We start from the raw sequence: 17,507 nt of genomic DNA, 5'->3' as shown, positions 1-17,507 counted from the left end.
GGCGTCGCTGGAAATGTTGATGACCAGCGCGCCGCGGCCCTCGCGTGCGGACGCGGCAAGCGCACCGAACAGGGCTTTCGTCAGCGGGAAGGCGCCGACGAGATTGACCGCGAGCGCCATTTCCAGCTCCTCGCACTCGGTATCGGCGAGGAGCGCCAGAGGGACAGGGCCGAGGCTCGACGCATTGTTGATCAGGACATCGAGCCCGCCGAGGCTGGCAGTAACCTGCAACGCGATCGGGTAGATGTCCGCCTTCTTGCCGACGTCGCCGACAATGCCGTGCGCGCCCGTCTCATCGGCGATGCGTTCGACATTCGCGGCGGTCCGGGCGACGAAGGCGACGCACGCACCCTGTGCGGCAAGCTGCCGCACAAGCGCCAGTCCGAGGCCGGACGTGCCGCCCGTGACTGCCACGCGAAGTCCCTGAAGTTCGATATTCGTCTGCATTGCCAGTGCTCCTTAATCCGTATGCCTCTTGCTACAAGTTCAAGTTAACTTGAAGTCAAGCGGGAATTGTGCTTTCGTTCATGCATGGATTCCATGCTGACCATCACCGACGTGTCACGGCGCAGCGGCGTCGCCTCATCGGCCCTGCGCTTCTACGAGGAGCGCGGGCTGATCGGGTCCGAGCGGGCCGGCTCGGGACACCGACGCTATCCGCGATCCGTGCTGCGCCGGATCGCCTTCATCGTCTTCGCGCAGCGAATTGGGCTGACGCTCGAGGAGATCGGCGCCGAGCTGGCCAAGTTGCCAGCCGATCGCGTGCCGTCGCGTCGGGATTGGTCGCGGTTGTCAAGCCAGTGGACCAAGCGCATCGACCAGCGCATCGCCGAGTTGCAGCGCCTGAGGTCGGGGCTTACCGAGTGCATCGGTTGCGGCTGCCTGTCGATCGACCGGTGTAGCCTTGCGAACCCTGCCGATATGGCAGGACGCAAGGGGCCGGGGCCGAGGTATTGGCTGGGGTGAGTTGGCAGCGTGCCTGTCACTATTGCAGAACTCGGCAGCGCAAGACTTCGCCAAGTGCGAGACGGTGCGGCCCCGGTAAGGTTCAGCGGCGGTATTGTTCGTCGCTGACTTTCTCCATCCGCTCGACGGCCTTGCAATCGAGTGATTCCTGAATAGCAATATGCGACATTGCCGTAGTTGGGGTCGCGCCATGCCAATACATCATGATGATCCAGGAGCAGGCGGGGCGCATCGAAGAAGCTCGTCGGACGGGGCGGCGCAGCTTGTCGCGGCGCGGCCAACGTTCACCATCACGTCCTGGTTTAGAACGCAGTTCCGTAGGGATGTCGAGCGGATGGCCGCAGACATGGCCTCGCACCGCGCGGCCGGTGTCTCGGAACAGTAGATGCCCGTCACCCGATCCGGGCTTTGGGATTTTGCGACTAAACGGCAGCAACGAGAGTCATTGTTACGCGTTCGCCAAGCGGAAGAACGCGCCACTTTCCGACCTCAGCACCTCTAAGCGCGAACGTCTGGTGTGATGCCCGATGCGCGCGTTCGTAGGGCCATCTCGCTGTTACATCGCGGTGACAAAAGCACCGCGACGGTGGCGTCAACCGGTTACCAAGGGCAGCAAATATCTCCGGCCTTCTGGGATTGGCGTGTCAGCGTCCCCAGAGGCTGCGTGGGCGTGTCGCCGGTTGGCTGTTAGCGCGGCGACTGGAACGCTCCACGCCTGGCAAGCGGGATAGCGAAATCTCGTGAAGGCAAGGTCGAGCTGCGTTTTCCGTTCTGTATCGGCGACGGGCGGCGACTGGGAGAGACGGATACCATGCACGTGGGGCGTCTGGAAGTTGGCAGGACATGGACGCGGGGCGGCCCGCGTGCAGGCGCTTGGCTGAGCGGTGCAATGACCACGCAGCGCCACCTCGCAGCGATCATGGTTTGCGACGTGGTCGGCTATTCGCGCCTGACGGAGCGCGACGAGCGCGGCACGCTCGAGCGGCTGAAGATCTACCGCAAGGACCTCCTCGAACCGCTGGTCTCTGAGCACCGGGGTCGGATCGTCAAGCTCACCGGCGACGGCATGCTGTGTGAGTTCGCGAGCGTCGTCAACGCGGTGGCCTCGGCGATGGCGATCCAGCAGGCCCTGGCAGAACACGAGGCGGAGATGCCCGAGGAAGAGCGGATTCGCTTCCGCATCGGCATCAATCTCGGCGACGTGGTCTGCGAGGAGGACGGCGACCTCTACGGCGACGGGGTCAACATCGCCGCCCGCCTCGACAGCATCGCCGACCCCGGCACCGTGGTCGTCTCAGGCACCGCCTACGACCACCTTCAGGGCAAGCTCGACTGCGGCTTCACGCCGCTCGGCGACCTGCGCCTCAAGAACATCGAGCGGCCTGTGCGCGCCTACCGCGTCGAGACCGACGCCGGTGCCTCGGTGGCTGCACCGCCTCCGCTGCCCGCGAAACCCTCGATCGCGGTTCTGCCTTTTACCAACATGAGCGGCGATCCCGATCAGGAATACTTCGCCGACGGGCTGGTGGAGGACATCATCACGGGATTGAGCCGGGTGGACTCCTTCTTCGTGATCGCGCGCAACTCGTCCTTCACCTACAAGGGCCGGGCGGTGGACCTTCGCCAGGTCGGGCGCGAGCTGGGCGTCCGCTACGTGCTCGAAGGCAGCATCCGCAGAGCAGGATCGCGGGTGCGCATCAGTGGGCAGTTGGTGGACGCGATCAGCGGACATCATGTCTGGGCCGACCGCTTCGAGGGCGACGTGAGCGATATCTTCGACCTGCAGGACAAGGTGACCGAGAGCGTCGTCGGCGCTGTCGAACCGAGCATCCGGCTGCAGGAGATCAAGCAGGCGCGCATGAAGCCGACCGACTACATCGGTGCCTACGACCTCTACCTTCGTGCGCTGCCGCGCTTCTACAGCATGACGCGCGAAGGCTTCGCCGACGTGCGCCGGCTCACCAACGAGGCGCTCAGCATCGACCCAGGCTTCACCCTGGCGAAGGCACTCGGTGCCTATATCCGCAGCCTGTCGGTGAGTCAGTGCTGGCACGAGCCCGACGATATCCGCGTCGCCGTGCGCATGGCTCGCGAGGTGCTGGCGGACGCGCGAGACGACCCGACAAGCTTGCGTTTCGCCGCGCAGGTAATCGCCTACAGCGCCAAGGATTACGAGACGGCGCTGGACACGATCGAACGGTCCCTGCTCCTTAACCCCAATTCGGCGCAGGGCCATACGGGCAGCGGCTGGGTGAACGCCCATTCCGGCCACCCCCTCGTCGCGATCGAGCACTTCCACAGGGCAATGCGGCTGAGTCCGGTCGACCCCGAGAAGGGCATCGCGCTCTCCGGCATCGGGATGAGCTACCTGATGCTCGAACGCTACGAGGAAGCGCTGGTTTGGGGAGAACGAGCGCTGCGCGAGATGCCGAATTACGGCTCCTCGCACCGGGTGGTGATCATGGCGCTGGTCAAACTCAACCGGCTGGACGAAGCGCAGGCGGCGGCGCGGCGGCTGATGGAGGCGTTCCCGACCTACACGCTCACCCTGCAGAGACAGATCAACCCGTGGCGGGACAAGGTGTTCGCCGAGCGTTACGTCGAGGCGCTGGGCATCTCCGGCGTGCCGGAGTGATCGTCGCGTTTGCAAAGATGCCCTCTCCTGCGCGTCACGTCTGGCCAGGCGACGTCCCTTGATCCCGCGTCGCTTCTGGAAGGATAGTTCTCTGGCCGGCTTGTCGAGAACTGAGCGCGTAGAGCAGCTGTGAACAGCCGGCGCGAAGGCCGACGGACGGTTCAGCAAGCAGGACTTCGCCTATCTACCTGATCAGGATGTCTATCGCTGCCCGTCCGGAGCGTTGCTGACCTACCACTACAGCAACGTCGAGAATGGCATGACGCTGCGTCGCTACTGGTCGACCGCAGCTTGCGCGGCCTGCCCGATCAAGCGGCAATGCACGCCGTCCAAGGAGCGCCGGATCACCCGATGGGAGCGCGAGCATGTCGTGGAGGAGGTCCAGCGCCGGCTCAACGCCAATCCCGACGCCATGCGGACAAGGCGCGAGACGGTCGAGCATCCCTTCGGCACGATCAAGGCCCGCATGGGCGCCACCCACTTCCTGACGAAACGCCTCCACAACGTCCCTTGCCTGCCCATGTATGGCCATGGTTGTTCCAGCGCTTTCGCGGCGTCAGCTATCGTGTTGACTACCGTGGCGTTGCGATCAAGGTAGATTGTCGGGCCCTCCTAATCGTTGCGACAGCAGGATTTGACCTGCGGGCGCCGGGTCGCTCCATCCTGGCTTGAGCTAACCGCCACTTCCGGCGTTTCTCCTCTCGATCGCGGAGTCGAGCAGCGACGAGCTGACCTGTCCTGATGACGACTGTCCCATTTCTGCAGTTGACGGCGAGCGGCGCGGCATTGCGGAAGCGCCGGCCCGCGCTGGCATTAATCAAGCCGATGAGCAATCCGCTGGCGAGTTTGCAATAGTCATCAACATAGGGCTACCGAGCGGAGCCATCGTCATTCCAGATGGCTTTCATCGCCGCCTGCGCCGCCGTGATCCGAGGACGGCAGCGAAATCTTCCTTATCCGCACAAAGGGCATATAGTGGTAGGAACAAGAATATGGTCGGTTTCCAAATCTCATAGCCGGGCAAAGGGAGTTGAATGATGTCCACGAACAGCAAAGGTTTTTCGCGTCGCTGGGTCCTCGGCGGCAGCGCTGTCGCCTTCGCGGCCGGTCCGTTGGGAATGCCGTTCGTGCGAACGGCACACGCGCAGGTGGCGACCTACAGGGCCGGCGTTATTACCTCGCTGTCGGGCGAGAACATCCTCGGCGGCAACCTGACCAAGCGCGGTTACGACCTGTGGGCGGAGGCGATCAATGCCAAGGGGGGCGTCGAGGTCGCCGGCGAGCGTTTCAAGGTCGACATGTTCTACGGTGACGACCAGAGCAACCCGGCGACCGGCGCCGACGCCGCCGAGCGCCTAATCGTGCAGAACGAGGTGGACGTGCTGTTCGGCCCCTACACCAGCGGCTCGACCATCGCCGTGCAGCCGATCTGCCAGAAGTATCAGGTGCCGATGATTTCCGGCTCCGCGGAATCGCCGAACGTCTGGAAGGCCAAGCCGGAATTCAACTTCGGCATCATCCCGGCCGTAGACACCACTGCCGGTAAGTCGCTGGCCGTGCTGGCGAAACTGTCCAACCCCACGGCCAAGACGATTGCGGTGATCGGGGTCAACGAGCCCTTCTCGAAGGAAACCGGCGAAGGTTTCCGCGACGGAGCCAAGGAGGCCGGGCTGGAAGTCGTCGCCTACGAATTGGTGCCCGCCTCGGGCGACCTAACCCCAGTTATCTCTAAGATCGCAGCGCTCAATCCCGACATCGTCGCCGTCGGCGGCCATGAGGAGCCGCTGATCAATGTCGTCAAGACCTCGAAGTCGCTAAACTTCCGGCCCAAGGCGCTGATAATGCACTACGGCGTCACCGACCCGGCCTTCGCCGAGGCGCTGGCCGCGGACGCCGACGGCACCTGCGGCGTCTCGGTGTGGCTGCCATCGGTTCCGTACAAGGACGACGTCTTCGGCACCGCAAGGGAGTTTGCCGAGATGGCGCAAAAGAAGTCCGGGCACGAGCCCGACTACACCGAAGCGGCCTGCGCGGCCAGCGGCCTCGTTTTCGGCGATGCCGTCAAGCGACTCGGCAAGAAGCCGGCACTAACGCCCGAAGACAGGGTGGCGCTGAAGGACGCGATCGCGGAGACAGAAATCCAGACCTTCTATGGGCCGATCAAGTTCGAGAAGGAAGGCAACCACTACCATGACAACGTCCAACCGGTTCCGGTGCTGATCCAGATTCAGGGCGGCAAGACGGTGGCGGTGGGCCCGAAAGAGGCCGCGTCGGCAAACCTCACCTACCCGCTGCCGGCCTGGAAATAAGCGGCTTCGGACAGGGGGTGGGCAGCCTCATCGCCATCACCCTTTCTGGGGGAACGACGACGGTTGCGCGTGCTCAGAAAATAACGGACCATGCCATAGAGTGCGGCCGCCTTGCCGCGGCACCCCGCGTTTTTTTGGTTTGGCTGACTGACGGATGGTTCCCGCCTTGGATCTTTTCCTACAGACCTTGCTGAACGGCCTTCTGATCGGCGGCGTCATCGCCACCTTTACGATCGGATTCCAGCTCGCTTTCGGCGTGCTGCACGTCATCGATTTCGCTGTGGGCGGCTGGGTCGTACTGGGTGGCTATCTCGGCTACTACATGGCCGCCGGACTGGGCGTAGACGGATTCCTGGCGATCCCCGTGGCATTCGTGCTGTTCGGCGCCATTGGCTATCTGATTGGGCCGATCCTCTACAATGTCCGCAACAGCCGCACGGCTCGGCCGGAATTGATGGCGCTGGCGCTGACCTTCGGCCTGTTCACGCTGCTACGCGGCGGCATGCTGACCGCGTGGGGCTTCAATACCCACAGCGTTCCGACGGCGTTGAGCGGCGAGAGCCTTGCCGTCGGGCCGGTGACGGTGCCGCTGATCCGCGTGGCGGCGGCGGCGTTCGCCATCGCCATCGCCGGCGGGCTGTTCCTGTTCCTCTACCGCACCCGCTATGGGTTGGCGATCCGAGCGACGGCCGAAAACCGGCAGAACGCTGCGCTGATGGGCGTCAACATTCGCCGCCTCAGCGCCAATGTGTACGGGCTCTACGCAGGCATCACCGCCATGGCCGGCGTGCTGATGGGTGCAATTTTTTCAGTCAATCCGGAGGTCGGCCTGCGCTATACGCTGTTCGCGTTCTTCGTGGCGGTGCTTGCCGGGTTGGGCTCCGTCGGCGGTGCCCTTGTCGCCGCCTTGCTGCTCGGCGTCATCGAAGCCTTCGTCGCGACCTATGTCGGGTCGAGCTATTCGCTGCTGGCGATCTTCGCCACGCTGTTCCTCGTCCTGCTCCTGTCCCCGAGCGGGATCCTGCGACACGGCCTGTGAGGCCGGACATGAAGCAACGCCGGACCGGCCTCCTCCTGCTGATTGGGGTGATCATTGTGCTGGCGCTCCTGCCGATGCTGGTCAACAACTACTGGCTGCGCATCGCCACCGGCGCGCTGATGTGGGCGGGGCTGGCCTGCTCCTGGAACATGCTCGGCGGCTATGCCGGCTACATCAATTTCGGCCATTCGGCTTTCTTCGGGCTCGGCGCCTATGTCACGGCGCTGCTGATGGGCGACAAACTCGCCTGGCCCTTCTTTGCCACCGTCCCGGCCGGTATCGTGGTGACGGCGCTGTTTGCCATCATGATCGGCGCGCCGACACTTCGCCTGCGCGGCGCCTATTTCGCTATAGCCACCTGGGCCTTCGCCGAGGTGCTCATCCAGTTCACCTCGGTGATGGACTTTACCGGCGGCATTGGCGGAATTGGGCTGCCGCCCTTTCTCGACGAGCGCTTCTTCTACTTCGCCATGTTCGGCGCGGCTGCGCTGACCTACCTTATCACCTGGGCGCTGTTCGAGCGGTCGCGTTTCGGGCTGAAGGTCAAGGCGCTGCGCGACCACGAGCCGGCTGCCGAGGCAATCGGTATCAACACGTCGCTGGTCAAGCTGCAAACCTTCGTACTCAGCGCCGTTACCGCTTCGGTGTTCGGCGCGATCTTCGCCTACTGGGTCACCTTCATCAATCCGAAAAGCGTCTTCGGCGGCGACATCACCGACCAGATGGTGGTAATGGTGCTGCTGGGCGGGTTAGGCAGCCTGTGGGGGCCGGCACTGGGCGGTGTAGGGCTGTTCGTCGTCAACCGCGTGATCTGGATGTACTGGGGCGACACCGCCTTCTACATCGCCATATTGGGCGCGGCCATCGTGTTGGTGGTGGTGTTCATGCCGAACGGCATCGCCGGTCTGTTTTCGCGGCACGGGGCCAAGTCCGGCGCCGTGCTGGACAAGGCGGTCGGCAAGGTTGTCGGCGACGGCCATGGAGGGCCCAATTGAGCGTGGTCGAGGGCAAAACGGCCGGGGCCGGCGACCCTATCCTCGTCGTGCGCGAACTCTACCGCCATTTCGGCGGCATCAAGGCTGTTAACGGTGTGTCTCTGGAGGTCGGTCGGCGCGAGATCGCCGGCCTGATTGGGCCCAACGGGTCCGGCAAGTCGACTCTGTTCAGCCTGGTGTCGGGCACGGTGGCGCCGGATCGTGGCCAGATCCGCTTCGACGGTCACGAAATTGGCGGCCGAAAGGCTCACGCGATCGCGCGGCTGGGGCTTGCGCGCACCTTCCAGATTCCGGCCATGTTCGACAATATGAGCGTCACCGAAAACCTGCTAGCGGCAGCGGCCGAGGGCCATTGGCAGGGCGCCCGTGATCGGGCAGCCGAAACGCTGGCGCTGCTCACGCTGGACCATGTCGCCGACAATCGCGCTTCGGACCTTTCGGGCGGCCAGCAGAAGCTGCTGGAGTTCGGGCGCGTCATCATGCGACAGGCCACGCTCATTTTGCTCGACGAGGTGACGGCGGGGGTGCATCCCAACATCCGCAAGATCATCCTAGAGGCCATCGCGCGGCTGCGCGAACACGGCATCACCTTCCTGGTCATCGAGCACGACATGGAGATGGTACGCAACGTGTGCGATCGCATCATCGTCATGGATGCAGGGCGCGTCGTGGCCAGCGGCTCTTTTAACGACATCGTTCGCAATTCGGAAGTTATGCAGACCTATCTGGGGCGGCCGCAATGAGCACCACCCTCACCGCCGAAAACATCGTCACCGGCTACGGCAAGCAGGAGATCGTCCATGGCGTTTCACTAAGCGCGGAGGCTGGTAAGATCACCTGCATCTTCGGACCGAACGGCTGTGGCAAGTCGACCCTGCTCAAGGCGATTGCCGGCGCCCTGCCGGTGTGGAGCGGCACGGCCAGCCTGGGCGATGCAACGCTCTCCAACCTTGCCGTCCATGAGGTGGTGCGCCAGGGGCTGGTGCTGATGCCGCAGGGCGGCGGTGTGTTTCCGCGCCTCACAGTGATAGAGAATTTGCGCATGGGGGGCTACGCCATCGCGGACAGCCGGCTAGTCGAACAGCGCATCGAGGCGGTGATCGAGCAATATCCTTCTTTGGCGCGGCGACGGCGAACCGCGGCCGGTTCGCTTTCTGGCGGCGAGCAGGCAATGCTTGGGCTGGGGCGAGCGCTGGTCTCGGAACCGCGCTTCATTCTGCTCGACGAGCCTTCCGCCGGATTATCGCCGGCCATGGTCATCGAGACGCTCGAGCGCGTTGGCAGCCTCACCGCGCACGGCATCGGCATCGTGATGGTGGAGCAGAATATCCGTGAGGCGATGCCGATGGCAGACAAGCTTTACATCCTGGCGGCCGGCGAAAGGCGCTTCGAGGGAAAGCCTCAGGATGTGCGCGACGATCGGCAGATCATGGATATTTATATGGGTGGAGCGTGAGAGGGCATTTGCAGTTCGGTCGGTCCTGGACGTGAGATTGCCGAGAGTCGAAGAGAGAAGCCTGTCTGCTCATGGCATCTCGCCTTCAGCGACGATGTCCACCTCATCATCACGCTCCCCGCTCGTCTGGCCAACCGGAATATCGCCGGCGAGCAGCTTGTCTTTGGCAGCAGGCCAGCGTCCTCGAGTGCCTCGAAATCCGGCAGGTCGCGCAACGTGTCAAAGCCGAAGTGGGTCAGGAACTTATTGTGACACCAATTAGTCAGGAGACGCCGAGCTGGCGTGTCTTTGAACATTTGCGACGCATCTTGTCCTGGCAATGCACGAGTTTGTTGCCTGCTCGCACAAAGTGCTCGAAACCGGTAAGGTCCTGGGTTAGAAGAGCTGGCAGGATGCCCCTTATGAAAAACCCGACGATGGACGATACCGACGATGGGCGCCCGAATGGCGGACGCAGCGCTCTGTTCACGCCGCCCGGCGATGCGTCCGGCGCGGAGCGGGTTTCGCGCCGGCGCAAGGCGCTGCTGTCGTCCTCGATGGTCGGCTCGACCAATCGCGGCCGTGTGCTGCAGGCCCTGTTCGATCTTGGGCCGACGAGCAGGGCTGAACTGGCCCGCCTGGCCGGGGTCAACCGCACCACCATTTCCGGAATCGTGCAGCCGCTGATCGACGATCAGGTGCTGGTCGAGAGCGACCCGGTTCCTCCCAGTCCGGGCGGCGGCAAGCCGGCCCGGCCGCTGTGGTTCTCGCCCAATGCCCGTCCGATCTGCGGTGTGCTGCTGATGCCGGATGCCGTGCATGCCTGCGTGGCGACGCTCGACGGCAAGATCGAATCGGAACGCAAGATGGCCCTGCCGGACGGCAGGGGGCCGGTCCGGCCAATCATCGAGTCGATCGCTGAATGCGTCGGCGACACTCTCTCCAGGGCGCGGCGCATGCCTCTCGGGATCGGTGTTGGCGTCGGCGGCATGGTTGACACCGATCGCGGGTCGATCGTCGCTGTCAATCTCGCGCCGGCGCTCGACCGCTACCCGCTCGCCGACGATCTCGGGCGACGCTTCGGCCTGCCGGTCAAGCTCGACCATCATCCGCGCGCCTTGCTGGTCGGCGACCGCTGGTTCGGCGCCGGGCGCGGCGTCAGGCAATTCGCGGTCGTCTACACGGGCGAGGTGCTGGGCGGCGCACTCTATTTCGACGGGCACCTCTATCGTGGCACGGCAGGCGCAGGCGGCGAACTCGGACACACTTTCGTGCAGCTCGACGGCGAGCCCTGCCGCTGTGGCAGGCGCGGCTGCTGGGACACCATTGCCACCTTGAGCTGGCTCCGGCGGGAGGCCGCCCGCACGGCTCTGCCAGAGCCAGACCTGATCGACTCGGCCCGCCTCGTCGACATGGCGGCGCGGCGGCTGCCGGGAGCGGCTGAGCTGCTCGACCGCTATGCCCGCAACGTCGCCGTCGGCATCGCCAATCTGCAGCAGACGGTGGCGCCCAACATTTTCATCATGCATGGCGATGTCGTGCTCGGCGGCGATTGCCTGCTCGGCGCAATCGCGGAGCATGTCCGCGCCATGGTTCCGTCACGACCCGGCGGCGCGATCGAATTCATTGCCGGCGATGCAGGTGACCGGGCCGCCCTCCTAGGCGCAGCCGGTCTGGTGATTTCCGAGCTGCTGCAGCTTCCGATCTAGGTATTCCGACACCCAACTATCCAGCGAGCCCCGGATAGCTTTGGAACCAGGGCTGCATACGTTCGAACTGAGCCGCCATCGCCAGAACGGTTTCGTCGGCGTGCCGCCGCCCGATGATCTGCAGGCCGACTGGCAGGCCCTGCGCCGTCAGGCCGGCCGGAACCGAAATCGCCGGATGGCCGGTATAGTTGATCGGATAGGTCATGCACCAGCCGATCAGCGGATCGACCGCCTCGCCATTGATCGATGTCGGCCCGATCGTGTTGCCGTCGGGGGCATTCTTGACGGGCGGAACGGCCAGCGTCGGCGAGACGATCAGGTCATGGGTTTCGAATACACCCTCGAGGCCGTCAAGGACGCCGGTGCGCAAAAGATCGTCGAGCGCATGGTCGACGGCGGACACCTTATAGCCACCCTCCAGCATGGCGAGGAACTGCGGGGTGAGCACCTTGGCGTGCTTGCCCATTAGGTCGATGCCCTCCTGTTTCCAGTACACGGCGATGGCAGCATAGTGGATCGAGATCGTGCGCACCCAAAGCGCAGCCAGTTCCTTGTGATCGGCCCTGAAATCGAGCTCGACCTCATCAACCTCAATGCCATGTGCTCGCATGACATCGACTGCCCGGGCAACGACGGTGGCGACCCCGGCTTCGACCGGAAAATTGCCCAGTCGCGGGCTGTAGGCCACGCGCAGTTTCGGCGTCCGCCCGGCAACGGCGCCGACATAGTCAACGCCGTGATCCGGCAGGCAGAACGGGTCGCGGTTGTGAGGCCCGGCCATGATCTTGGTCATCAGCGCGGCGTCCGCAACGGTGCGGGTCAGCGGTCCGATATGGACCAGAGGATGTCCCCACAAGAAGGCGTCGGGGCGAGTCACCGAAGGAATGCGGCCGAAAGAGGGCTTGAAGCCGACGGTGCCGCTGAACGAGGCGGGGATGCGGACCGAACCGCCGCCGTCCGTGCCTTGCGCCAGGGCCGCCATGCCGTCGCCGACCGCTGCCGCACTGCCGCCGGACGAGCCGCCGGAATTGTAGCCGATCGCGAAGGGCGTGCTGGTCGGCCCGAAGCGCAGATTGTCGGTGATACCTTTATGGCCGAACTCCGGCGTGTTGGTCTTGCCGAGCACGATGGCGCCTGCGTCGAGCAGGCGCTCGACCGCCACAGCACTTGTTTTGGGCACCCGGTCGTGCACCGCCCACGACCCCATCGAGGTCGGCACGCCGGCCATATCGTCGAGGTCCTTGATGCCGACGGGGACGCCATGCAGCGGTCCAAGCGAACCGCCTGCCATCACGGCCTTTTCGGCGGCCCGCGCAGCTTCCATCGCCTGGTCGCCGAGAACCAGCGTATAGGCGTTGACCACCGGGTTGCGCGCCTCGATGCGGCGCAGATAGGCCTCGGTTACTTCAACCGGCGACAGGTCGCGGCGCCGGATGCGCTGGGCCAGTTCCGTGGCCGGCAGGAAACAGATCTGGTCGTCTGCAGAAGTCATAAGCCGTTCCAGCTTGTTGGGTGCTATTTGATGAACACTGGATTTGCCGCGCCGCCGGTGCCCTTGCTCACTTTGACCGGACTGGCGCAGTAGAAGCCTTCGTAGCGGCGGTCCGAGGCACAGTCGGCGGCCAGCAGGTCGAGCGATGCCATTTCGGTGAACGCCACGCCCAGATTGCGCATCAGCGCGGCGTGCAGCACCAGCATCAACCCGGTCTCGGGCTCGTAGGTTGTCTCGTTGGCCAGTGTGTCGGTAACCAGACAGGGGATCTGCATCTGGTCGAACCAGCGCACGAGGTCGAGGCTGAAGGTCAGTCCGGGTTCCCAATATCCATCGCCGACGCGCTGGCTTCCCGCCGCCAGTGCGCCGACCCAGCCGGTGCGAACGAGAAGGATGCTGCGCGGCAGGATATCGACCGCTTGGGCCCGGGCGCATTCCATGAGGTCGCGATGCGTGAATGTTTCAGCGCGCTCAAGGGCCGGTTTGCCGCGGAACCGGGCGATGTCGAGCAGCACGCCGCGTCCGACGATCCCGCGCTCCGCGATCGGCATGATGCTGGCCTTGGTCATGCCGCCATTGGTACTGCTTGCCGCGAAGCCGTTCCAAAGCGTGTCGTCGAACCACATGTGGCCGAGCGCGTCGCAATGCGTGCCGGCCTGTGCGAAGCTGGTGATATAGTCGTCTGCGAATTCGAGGCCGCCGGCAAGCGGTTGCCAGTGACCGTTCTCGAAGCCGGCCTTGTCGGCGACCATGAAATGCTTCGCCGGCCAGCGGCCGGGAAAGACGGCATCGCCCTCAGAAGTCCCGACCGGCACGCCGAGGGTGAAGGTGCGGCCGTCCCGCACCGACGCCAGGCCCCGCTTGACCTCGTCGGCGGTCAGATAGTTGAGCGCTCCGATCTCGTCGTCGGCACCCCAATGCCCCCAGCGGCTCGGCGCATTGCCCAGCAGCCGGCGCAGCGTCATCGTTTCAGCCGCGCTCATGCTTCCGCCTGCGCGGTCGCCGGCTGCCTGGCGCCGGTGATATAAGCGACGACATCCTCCATGTTGGTGCCGGAACTTGCGAGATCGGCGACCTTGCGGCCCCTGCGCATCACCACCACGCGGTTGCACACCTGCCAGAGATGATCGAGATTGTGGGTGACCATGACGATCGTCAGCCCCTGGGCGCCGAGTCGTTTGATGAGGTCGAGCACCTCACGGGATTCGCGCACGCCGAGCGCCGCGGTGGGCTCGTCGAGCAGCAGCAGCTTGTGGCCCCAAAAGGCACCGCGCGCGATCGCCACCAATTGGCGCTGGCCGCCGGACATGCGATCCACCGGTTTGCTGCGCACCCCGGGGATCTCGATGTGCAGTTCCTCGAGGCCGCGCATCGCGATGTCGCCCATCGATTTGCGGCGGATCCAGCGCAGCAGCGCCGGGCCGCGGCCAAGCGCAATCTCGCGGCCGAGAAAGAAGTTTTCGGCGGCAGTGAACGTGCCGATCAGCGACAGGTCCTGATAGACCGTCTCGATGCCGAGGCGTTGCGCTTCGGACGGCGGCGACAACTTTTGCGGCCGCCCTTCGAGGATCACGTCGCCGGAAGTTGGGTCATGCGCGCCGGCCAGGATTTTGATCAGCGTCGACTTGCCGGCACCATTGTCGCCAACGAGGCCGAGTATGTCGCCCCTGGCGATGTCCAGCGAAACGTCATCGAGTGCCTGGATGCCGCCGAAGCTGCGGCAGATCCGGCGCAGGCTGAGCAGCATCTTCTGCGCCATGGCCTATCCCCTCGCATAGCGGCGGCCAATACCGCCGAGCGCTACGGCGACGACGAGAAGGCAGCCGGTGAACAGGAACTGCGTGAAGATCGGCGCGCCGATCATGGCCAGCCCATTGTTGCCGACGGCGACCGTCAGCACGCCGATCAAGGTGCCGAGGATATGGAACTGACCCTCTCGCAGCGCCGCCGAACCGAGGAAGGCGGCCGAAAACGACGTCAGCATGAAGCTGTCACCCGCCGTCACCTGGCCGGAGCCGAGATTGGAGGCCATCAGCACGCCACCGATAGCAGCACAGGTGCTGGCGATGGCGAAGGCAACGATGCGGCTGCGATCGACGGCGACGCCGGCGCGGCGCGCTGATTCCGGGCTGACGCCGATGGCCTTGATGTGTTGGCCCTGCACTGTTCGGTTGAGGATCACCCACAGCAGCGCAAGCACGACGGCCATGATGATGACGAGGTGCGGCACTCCGGCAATCCGGCCGATCGCGATACTGGTGAATTCGCGCGACTGGGTGAGCTGCAGCGGAATTCCGCCCGAATAGGCGTAGTTCAGCCCGACGACGATGGTGCCCGTGCCAAGCGTGGCAATGAAGGCGTTCACCCCGATCTTCGAAACGACAATGCCGTTGACAATGCCGATGACCGTTCCGAGGCCGACGACAAGGAAGATGGCGGGTAAGATCGGCAAGCCACTGCTGCTCAACAGCCCGACCACGAGAAGCCCGCAGAAACTCGCGACATAGCCGATACTGAGGTCGAAATCACCGGCGACGAGGGGCACGGTGAGGCCGGCCGCGACAATGGTGCCGATCGCCATGTCGTTTACGATGTTGCGAAAATTGCCGATGGTTGCGAAGGTCCCCGGCTCCAGCAGCGAGAAGATCCCCAGCATCGACGCCAGCACGATGATGGTGCCGTAGGTTCCAAGCAGGCGCATGAGCAACGTGCGCCGCTGTCGGGCATTGGGCGAGGCATAGCCGGTCTGCGTTGACGGCAGGACGCGGGGCGCCTCTGCCGGAGCGTGGGTTTCGGGCAGGGAATGATCAGCGGACATGGCGGCTCTCATGACAGCACTCCGGCCCGGCCAGGCAAGTCCGGCCCAGACCCACAATCAGGAGAGCTTACTGCGGATTGTCCTTGATGAACTTGTCGACGTTCTCTTTGGTGACGAGCGTATAGCCTGGCACGAAGGATTTGGGCTTCCACTGGTCGCCGGCTGCCAGGATGTCGGGAATCTGATCGACTAGCATTTTGCCTGCCGAAGTCAGATCGACACCGAGCGTGGCGGTCATCGTCCCGTCCTTGACAGCCTGGACAGCGGGCGCCGTGGCGTTGAACGAATAGACCTTCACGTCGCTGCGGCCGTTCTGCTTCAGCGCCGCGATCGCGCCCATAGCGTTGTCGTCATAGCAGTTGAAGATGGCGAACGGCCCCTTGGCGTTGGCATTGGCTGCAAGCCAGGCGCTGGTCGCGGCCTGCGACGATTCGGCAGCACCCGGGATGCTGATCTCGTGCGAGGTCGCCTTGAGCCCCGGATTTGCCTTGACCGCCGTATCGAAGGCGTCGGCTCGTTCGCGGCACGGAATGCCGGGATGGTAGGTGAGGTCGAGTACAGTTCCGGACTTGCCGATGTCCTTCAGCATCAAGTCGATCAGCGGTTGCGCAGCACCGGTACTTGCAGATAGCGCGATCCCGTCTGCCATGCCGCCGCCGGCCGAAAGCACGGGGATCTTTGCGTCCGCCGCCGCCTGGAGCCCGGCCGCCAGGCCCGTCGAATCGAAGACCGTGACGATGATGGCGTCCACCTTCTTGGTTGCCAGCTGCTTGATGCTGGTGATCGCTTGCGAAGGATCGCCATTGGCATTGAGCGTTTCCACCGACCAGCCCTTAGACTTGGCTTCCTGGCTCATCGTGTCGACCATCTGGTTTGTGTCGACGTCGGATGTCGAGAAGGTGACGATGCCGATCGTCAGCTTGTCATTCGTGGCGAGGGCGGTCGACGTGAAGGATGCTGCGACGAGCGCTGCGGTCGAGAGTTTCTGAAAGCGGTTCACTGTGCGTATCCCCTGTTGACCGAGTGTTCCGGCTCACCTGCAGACCGCGCAGCAGCCCAGCTTGGGCGCCATCTACAGGTCGTCACAGTCAGTCTGTTTGTTCGTGCGAGCCACGTACTAACTATAGGCACAAGCTCTTATGCCGCGCAACGGCTAATTTCAACCGGCTTTGGTCACTCGAGGTTCAATCGCTGTGGGGCTCTTGGGGCAAGCGCGCAGCTAGGCCGCCTTCTTGATCTCCGCGACCTGAACGCCCAGTCGGAACGCCTGACCGTCTGCGAACGAACGCGCGTAGCTCTCAGATGTAAAAGGGACCGTGGTGGTGGTGCCGTTGACCGTCACGCGAACCGACCACTCTTTGTCCCTAATGATTTCAACGGCATGTTGCTCATGCGCAGCCATGCATTCCTCCCAGAATCTTCCGTTGAGGATGGGAGGATAGCGTCGTAAAACTGGTTTGCATGCAAATAATCCGACACCGCGACGTCGAAATGTCGAAACACGCACAGCTAGGCTTAAGTCGATGGCCTCGCCTTGAGCTGTTCGAGGTGTTCCTTGGCGAGGTTGAAAGTGCGGTGGCAGTCTCTTCAGCCTCCGCCCGAGGCGATCGTGCGTCTCCGGCCGATCGCATGTCCCGCACCATCTGCAGCGCCGAAACCGCCCGCTCTTCAAGGGCCGCATCGCAATGCGCACAGCCATCGCCAGCCCATCGAGCTACGCCTGCCCACCCACCAAGCCCATCGGTGCGGTCACAACGGACCAAGCCGAACCGTCAAATCCCCATAGCCGCAAAACCGAAATCTCCACCCCGCGGGTTCCTTCCCTGGAGGCTTCCGGACGCCGGCCTCGAGCCACGCCATCTCAGTAGACGGCCGGCATCCGAAACCCATCACATTTGCTGACCTTCATGGCATCTACAAACCTGCCGTTCGCGCTATGACTTGATGCGACCTCCCATGGCCCGAAACGACCGCTGCCCAGGGTCCCGCAGTCATTCCTCCCATCGCCCCCGGCGGAACCCGTTCGATCCAGACCGGTTGCTATGCCAGCATGCAGAACCGCGGCCTGACACCATCATGTGGATATGGGATTTGGCGCAGTCCTCGCAG

16 protein-coding genes and 2 pseudogenes are annotated in these 17,507 nt (G+C 64.0%); 9 read left to right on the top strand and 9 right to left on the bottom strand.

Annotated features, from left to right (window positions below; all coding sequences use genetic code 11):
• Positions 1-447, bottom strand: a 447-nt coding sequence (locus NKJ32_RS29155; protein ID WP_352829641.1) for an SDR family NAD(P)-dependent oxidoreductase, incomplete at its 3' end; no start/stop codon positions are given.
• Positions 448-531: 84 nt separating this feature from the next.
• Between NKJ32_RS29155 and soxR the strand changes: the two genes are divergently transcribed.
• Positions 532-966 (top strand): redox-sensitive transcriptional activator SoxR, encoded by a 435-nt coding sequence (gene soxR / locus NKJ32_RS29150; RefSeq protein WP_352458231.1) that lies wholly within the window; start codon positions 532-534, stop codon positions 964-966.
• An 82-nt stretch (positions 967-1,048) separates the two neighbouring features.
• Here soxR and NKJ32_RS29145 read toward each other — a convergent pair whose 3' ends face one another.
• A complete protein-coding gene (locus tag NKJ32_RS29145; RefSeq protein ID WP_352595129.1) occupies positions 1,049-1,402 on the bottom strand; it encodes a cupin domain-containing protein in 354 nt (117 codons plus the stop codon).
• Positions 1,403-1,855: 453 nt separating this feature from the next.
• Between NKJ32_RS29145 and NKJ32_RS29140 the strand changes: the two genes are divergently transcribed.
• The 7 genes and pseudogenes from NKJ32_RS29140 (at position 1,856) to NKJ32_RS29110 (ending at position 9,400) form a co-directional block, all read left to right on the top strand.
• Positions 1,856-3,601, top strand: a complete 1,746-nt coding sequence (locus NKJ32_RS29140; RefSeq protein WP_352595132.1) for an adenylate/guanylate cyclase domain-containing protein — start codon at positions 1,856-1,858, stop codon at positions 3,599-3,601.
• 133 nt (positions 3,602-3,734) lie between these two features.
• Positions 3,735-4,109 (top strand): annotated as a pseudogene (locus NKJ32_RS29135) (transposase); the annotation flags it as partial.
• A gap of 529 nt (positions 4,110-4,638) precedes the next feature.
• The gene (locus NKJ32_RS29130; RefSeq protein ID WP_352829639.1) at positions 4,639-5,910 is read left to right on the top strand and encodes an amino acid ABC transporter substrate-binding protein; all 1,272 of its coding nucleotides are present in this window, start codon (positions 4,639-4,641) and stop codon (positions 5,908-5,910) included.
• Between the two features lie 166 nt (positions 5,911-6,076).
• The gene (locus tag NKJ32_RS29125) at positions 6,077-6,949 is read left to right on the top strand and encodes a branched-chain amino acid ABC transporter permease (RefSeq protein ID WP_352642802.1); all 873 of its coding nucleotides are present in this window, start codon (positions 6,077-6,079) and stop codon (positions 6,947-6,949) included.
• A gap of 8 nt (positions 6,950-6,957) precedes the next feature.
• Positions 6,958-7,944: a branched-chain amino acid ABC transporter permease gene (locus tag NKJ32_RS29120; protein ID WP_352595138.1), complete on the top strand. Its 987-nt coding sequence runs from the start codon at positions 6,958-6,960 to the stop codon at positions 7,942-7,944.
• Between the two features lie 2 nt (positions 7,945-7,946).
• Positions 7,947-8,687, top strand: a complete 741-nt coding sequence (locus NKJ32_RS29115; protein ID WP_156937422.1) for an ABC transporter ATP-binding protein — start codon at positions 7,947-7,949, stop codon at positions 8,685-8,687.
• Positions 8,684-9,400 (top strand): ABC transporter ATP-binding protein, encoded by a 717-nt coding sequence (locus tag NKJ32_RS29110; protein ID WP_352829637.1) that lies wholly within the window; start codon positions 8,684-8,686, stop codon positions 9,398-9,400. The genes NKJ32_RS29115 and NKJ32_RS29110 overlap by 4 nt, the downstream gene beginning before the upstream one ends.
• Positions 9,401-9,469: 69 nt before the next feature.
• Here the strand turns inward: NKJ32_RS29110 and NKJ32_RS29105 are convergent.
• Positions 9,470-9,645 (bottom strand): annotated as a pseudogene (locus NKJ32_RS29105) (SMC-Scp complex subunit ScpB); the annotation flags it as partial.
• 156 nt (positions 9,646-9,801) lie between these two features.
• Between NKJ32_RS29105 and NKJ32_RS29100 the strand changes: the two are divergent.
• Positions 9,802-11,088, top strand: a complete 1,287-nt coding sequence (locus NKJ32_RS29100) for an ROK family protein (protein WP_352595144.1) — start codon at positions 9,802-9,804, stop codon at positions 11,086-11,088.
• Between the two features lie 16 nt (positions 11,089-11,104).
• On the opposite strand, the gene NKJ32_RS29095 is transcribed toward NKJ32_RS29100, so the two are convergent.
• From NKJ32_RS29095 to NKJ32_RS29070, 6 genes are all read right to left on the bottom strand, one after another.
• Positions 11,105-12,580, bottom strand: coding sequence for an amidase (locus NKJ32_RS29095; RefSeq protein ID WP_352829636.1), 1,476 nt, complete (start codon positions 12,578-12,580; stop codon positions 11,105-11,107).
• Positions 12,581-12,603: 23 nt separating this feature from the next.
• Complete coding sequence (locus tag NKJ32_RS29090; protein ID WP_352595147.1) at positions 12,604-13,563, bottom strand: cyclase family protein; 960 nt, start codon at positions 13,561-13,563, stop codon at positions 12,604-12,606.
• A complete protein-coding gene (locus NKJ32_RS29085; protein ID WP_352457238.1) occupies positions 13,560-14,339 on the bottom strand; it encodes an ATP-binding cassette domain-containing protein in 780 nt (259 codons plus the stop codon). The genes NKJ32_RS29090 and NKJ32_RS29085 overlap by 4 nt, the downstream gene beginning before the upstream one ends.
• A 3-nt stretch (positions 14,340-14,342) precedes the next feature.
• Complete coding sequence (locus tag NKJ32_RS29080; RefSeq protein ID WP_352829634.1) at positions 14,343-15,398, bottom strand: ABC transporter permease; 1,056 nt, start codon at positions 15,396-15,398, stop codon at positions 14,343-14,345.
• A gap of 67 nt (positions 15,399-15,465) precedes the next feature.
• Positions 15,466-16,398, bottom strand: coding sequence for a sugar ABC transporter substrate-binding protein (locus NKJ32_RS29075; protein WP_352457237.1), 933 nt, complete (start codon positions 16,396-16,398; stop codon positions 15,466-15,468).
• Positions 16,399-16,617: 219 nt separating this feature from the next.
• On the bottom strand, positions 16,618-16,800 hold the full coding sequence (locus NKJ32_RS29070) for a hypothetical protein (protein WP_023679139.1): 183 nt from the start codon (positions 16,798-16,800) through the stop codon (positions 16,618-16,620).
• Between the last annotated feature and the right edge of the window lie 707 nt (positions 16,801-17,507).

The sequence above is a fragment of the Mesorhizobium sp. M0159 genome, assembly GCF_040322295.1.
In the GTDB taxonomy this organism is placed as follows: Bacteria; Pseudomonadota; Alphaproteobacteria; order Rhizobiales; family Rhizobiaceae; genus Mesorhizobium.
The sequence above is the reverse complement of the archived record's forward strand: the minus strand, read 5'-3'. Positions and strand labels throughout refer to the sequence as shown.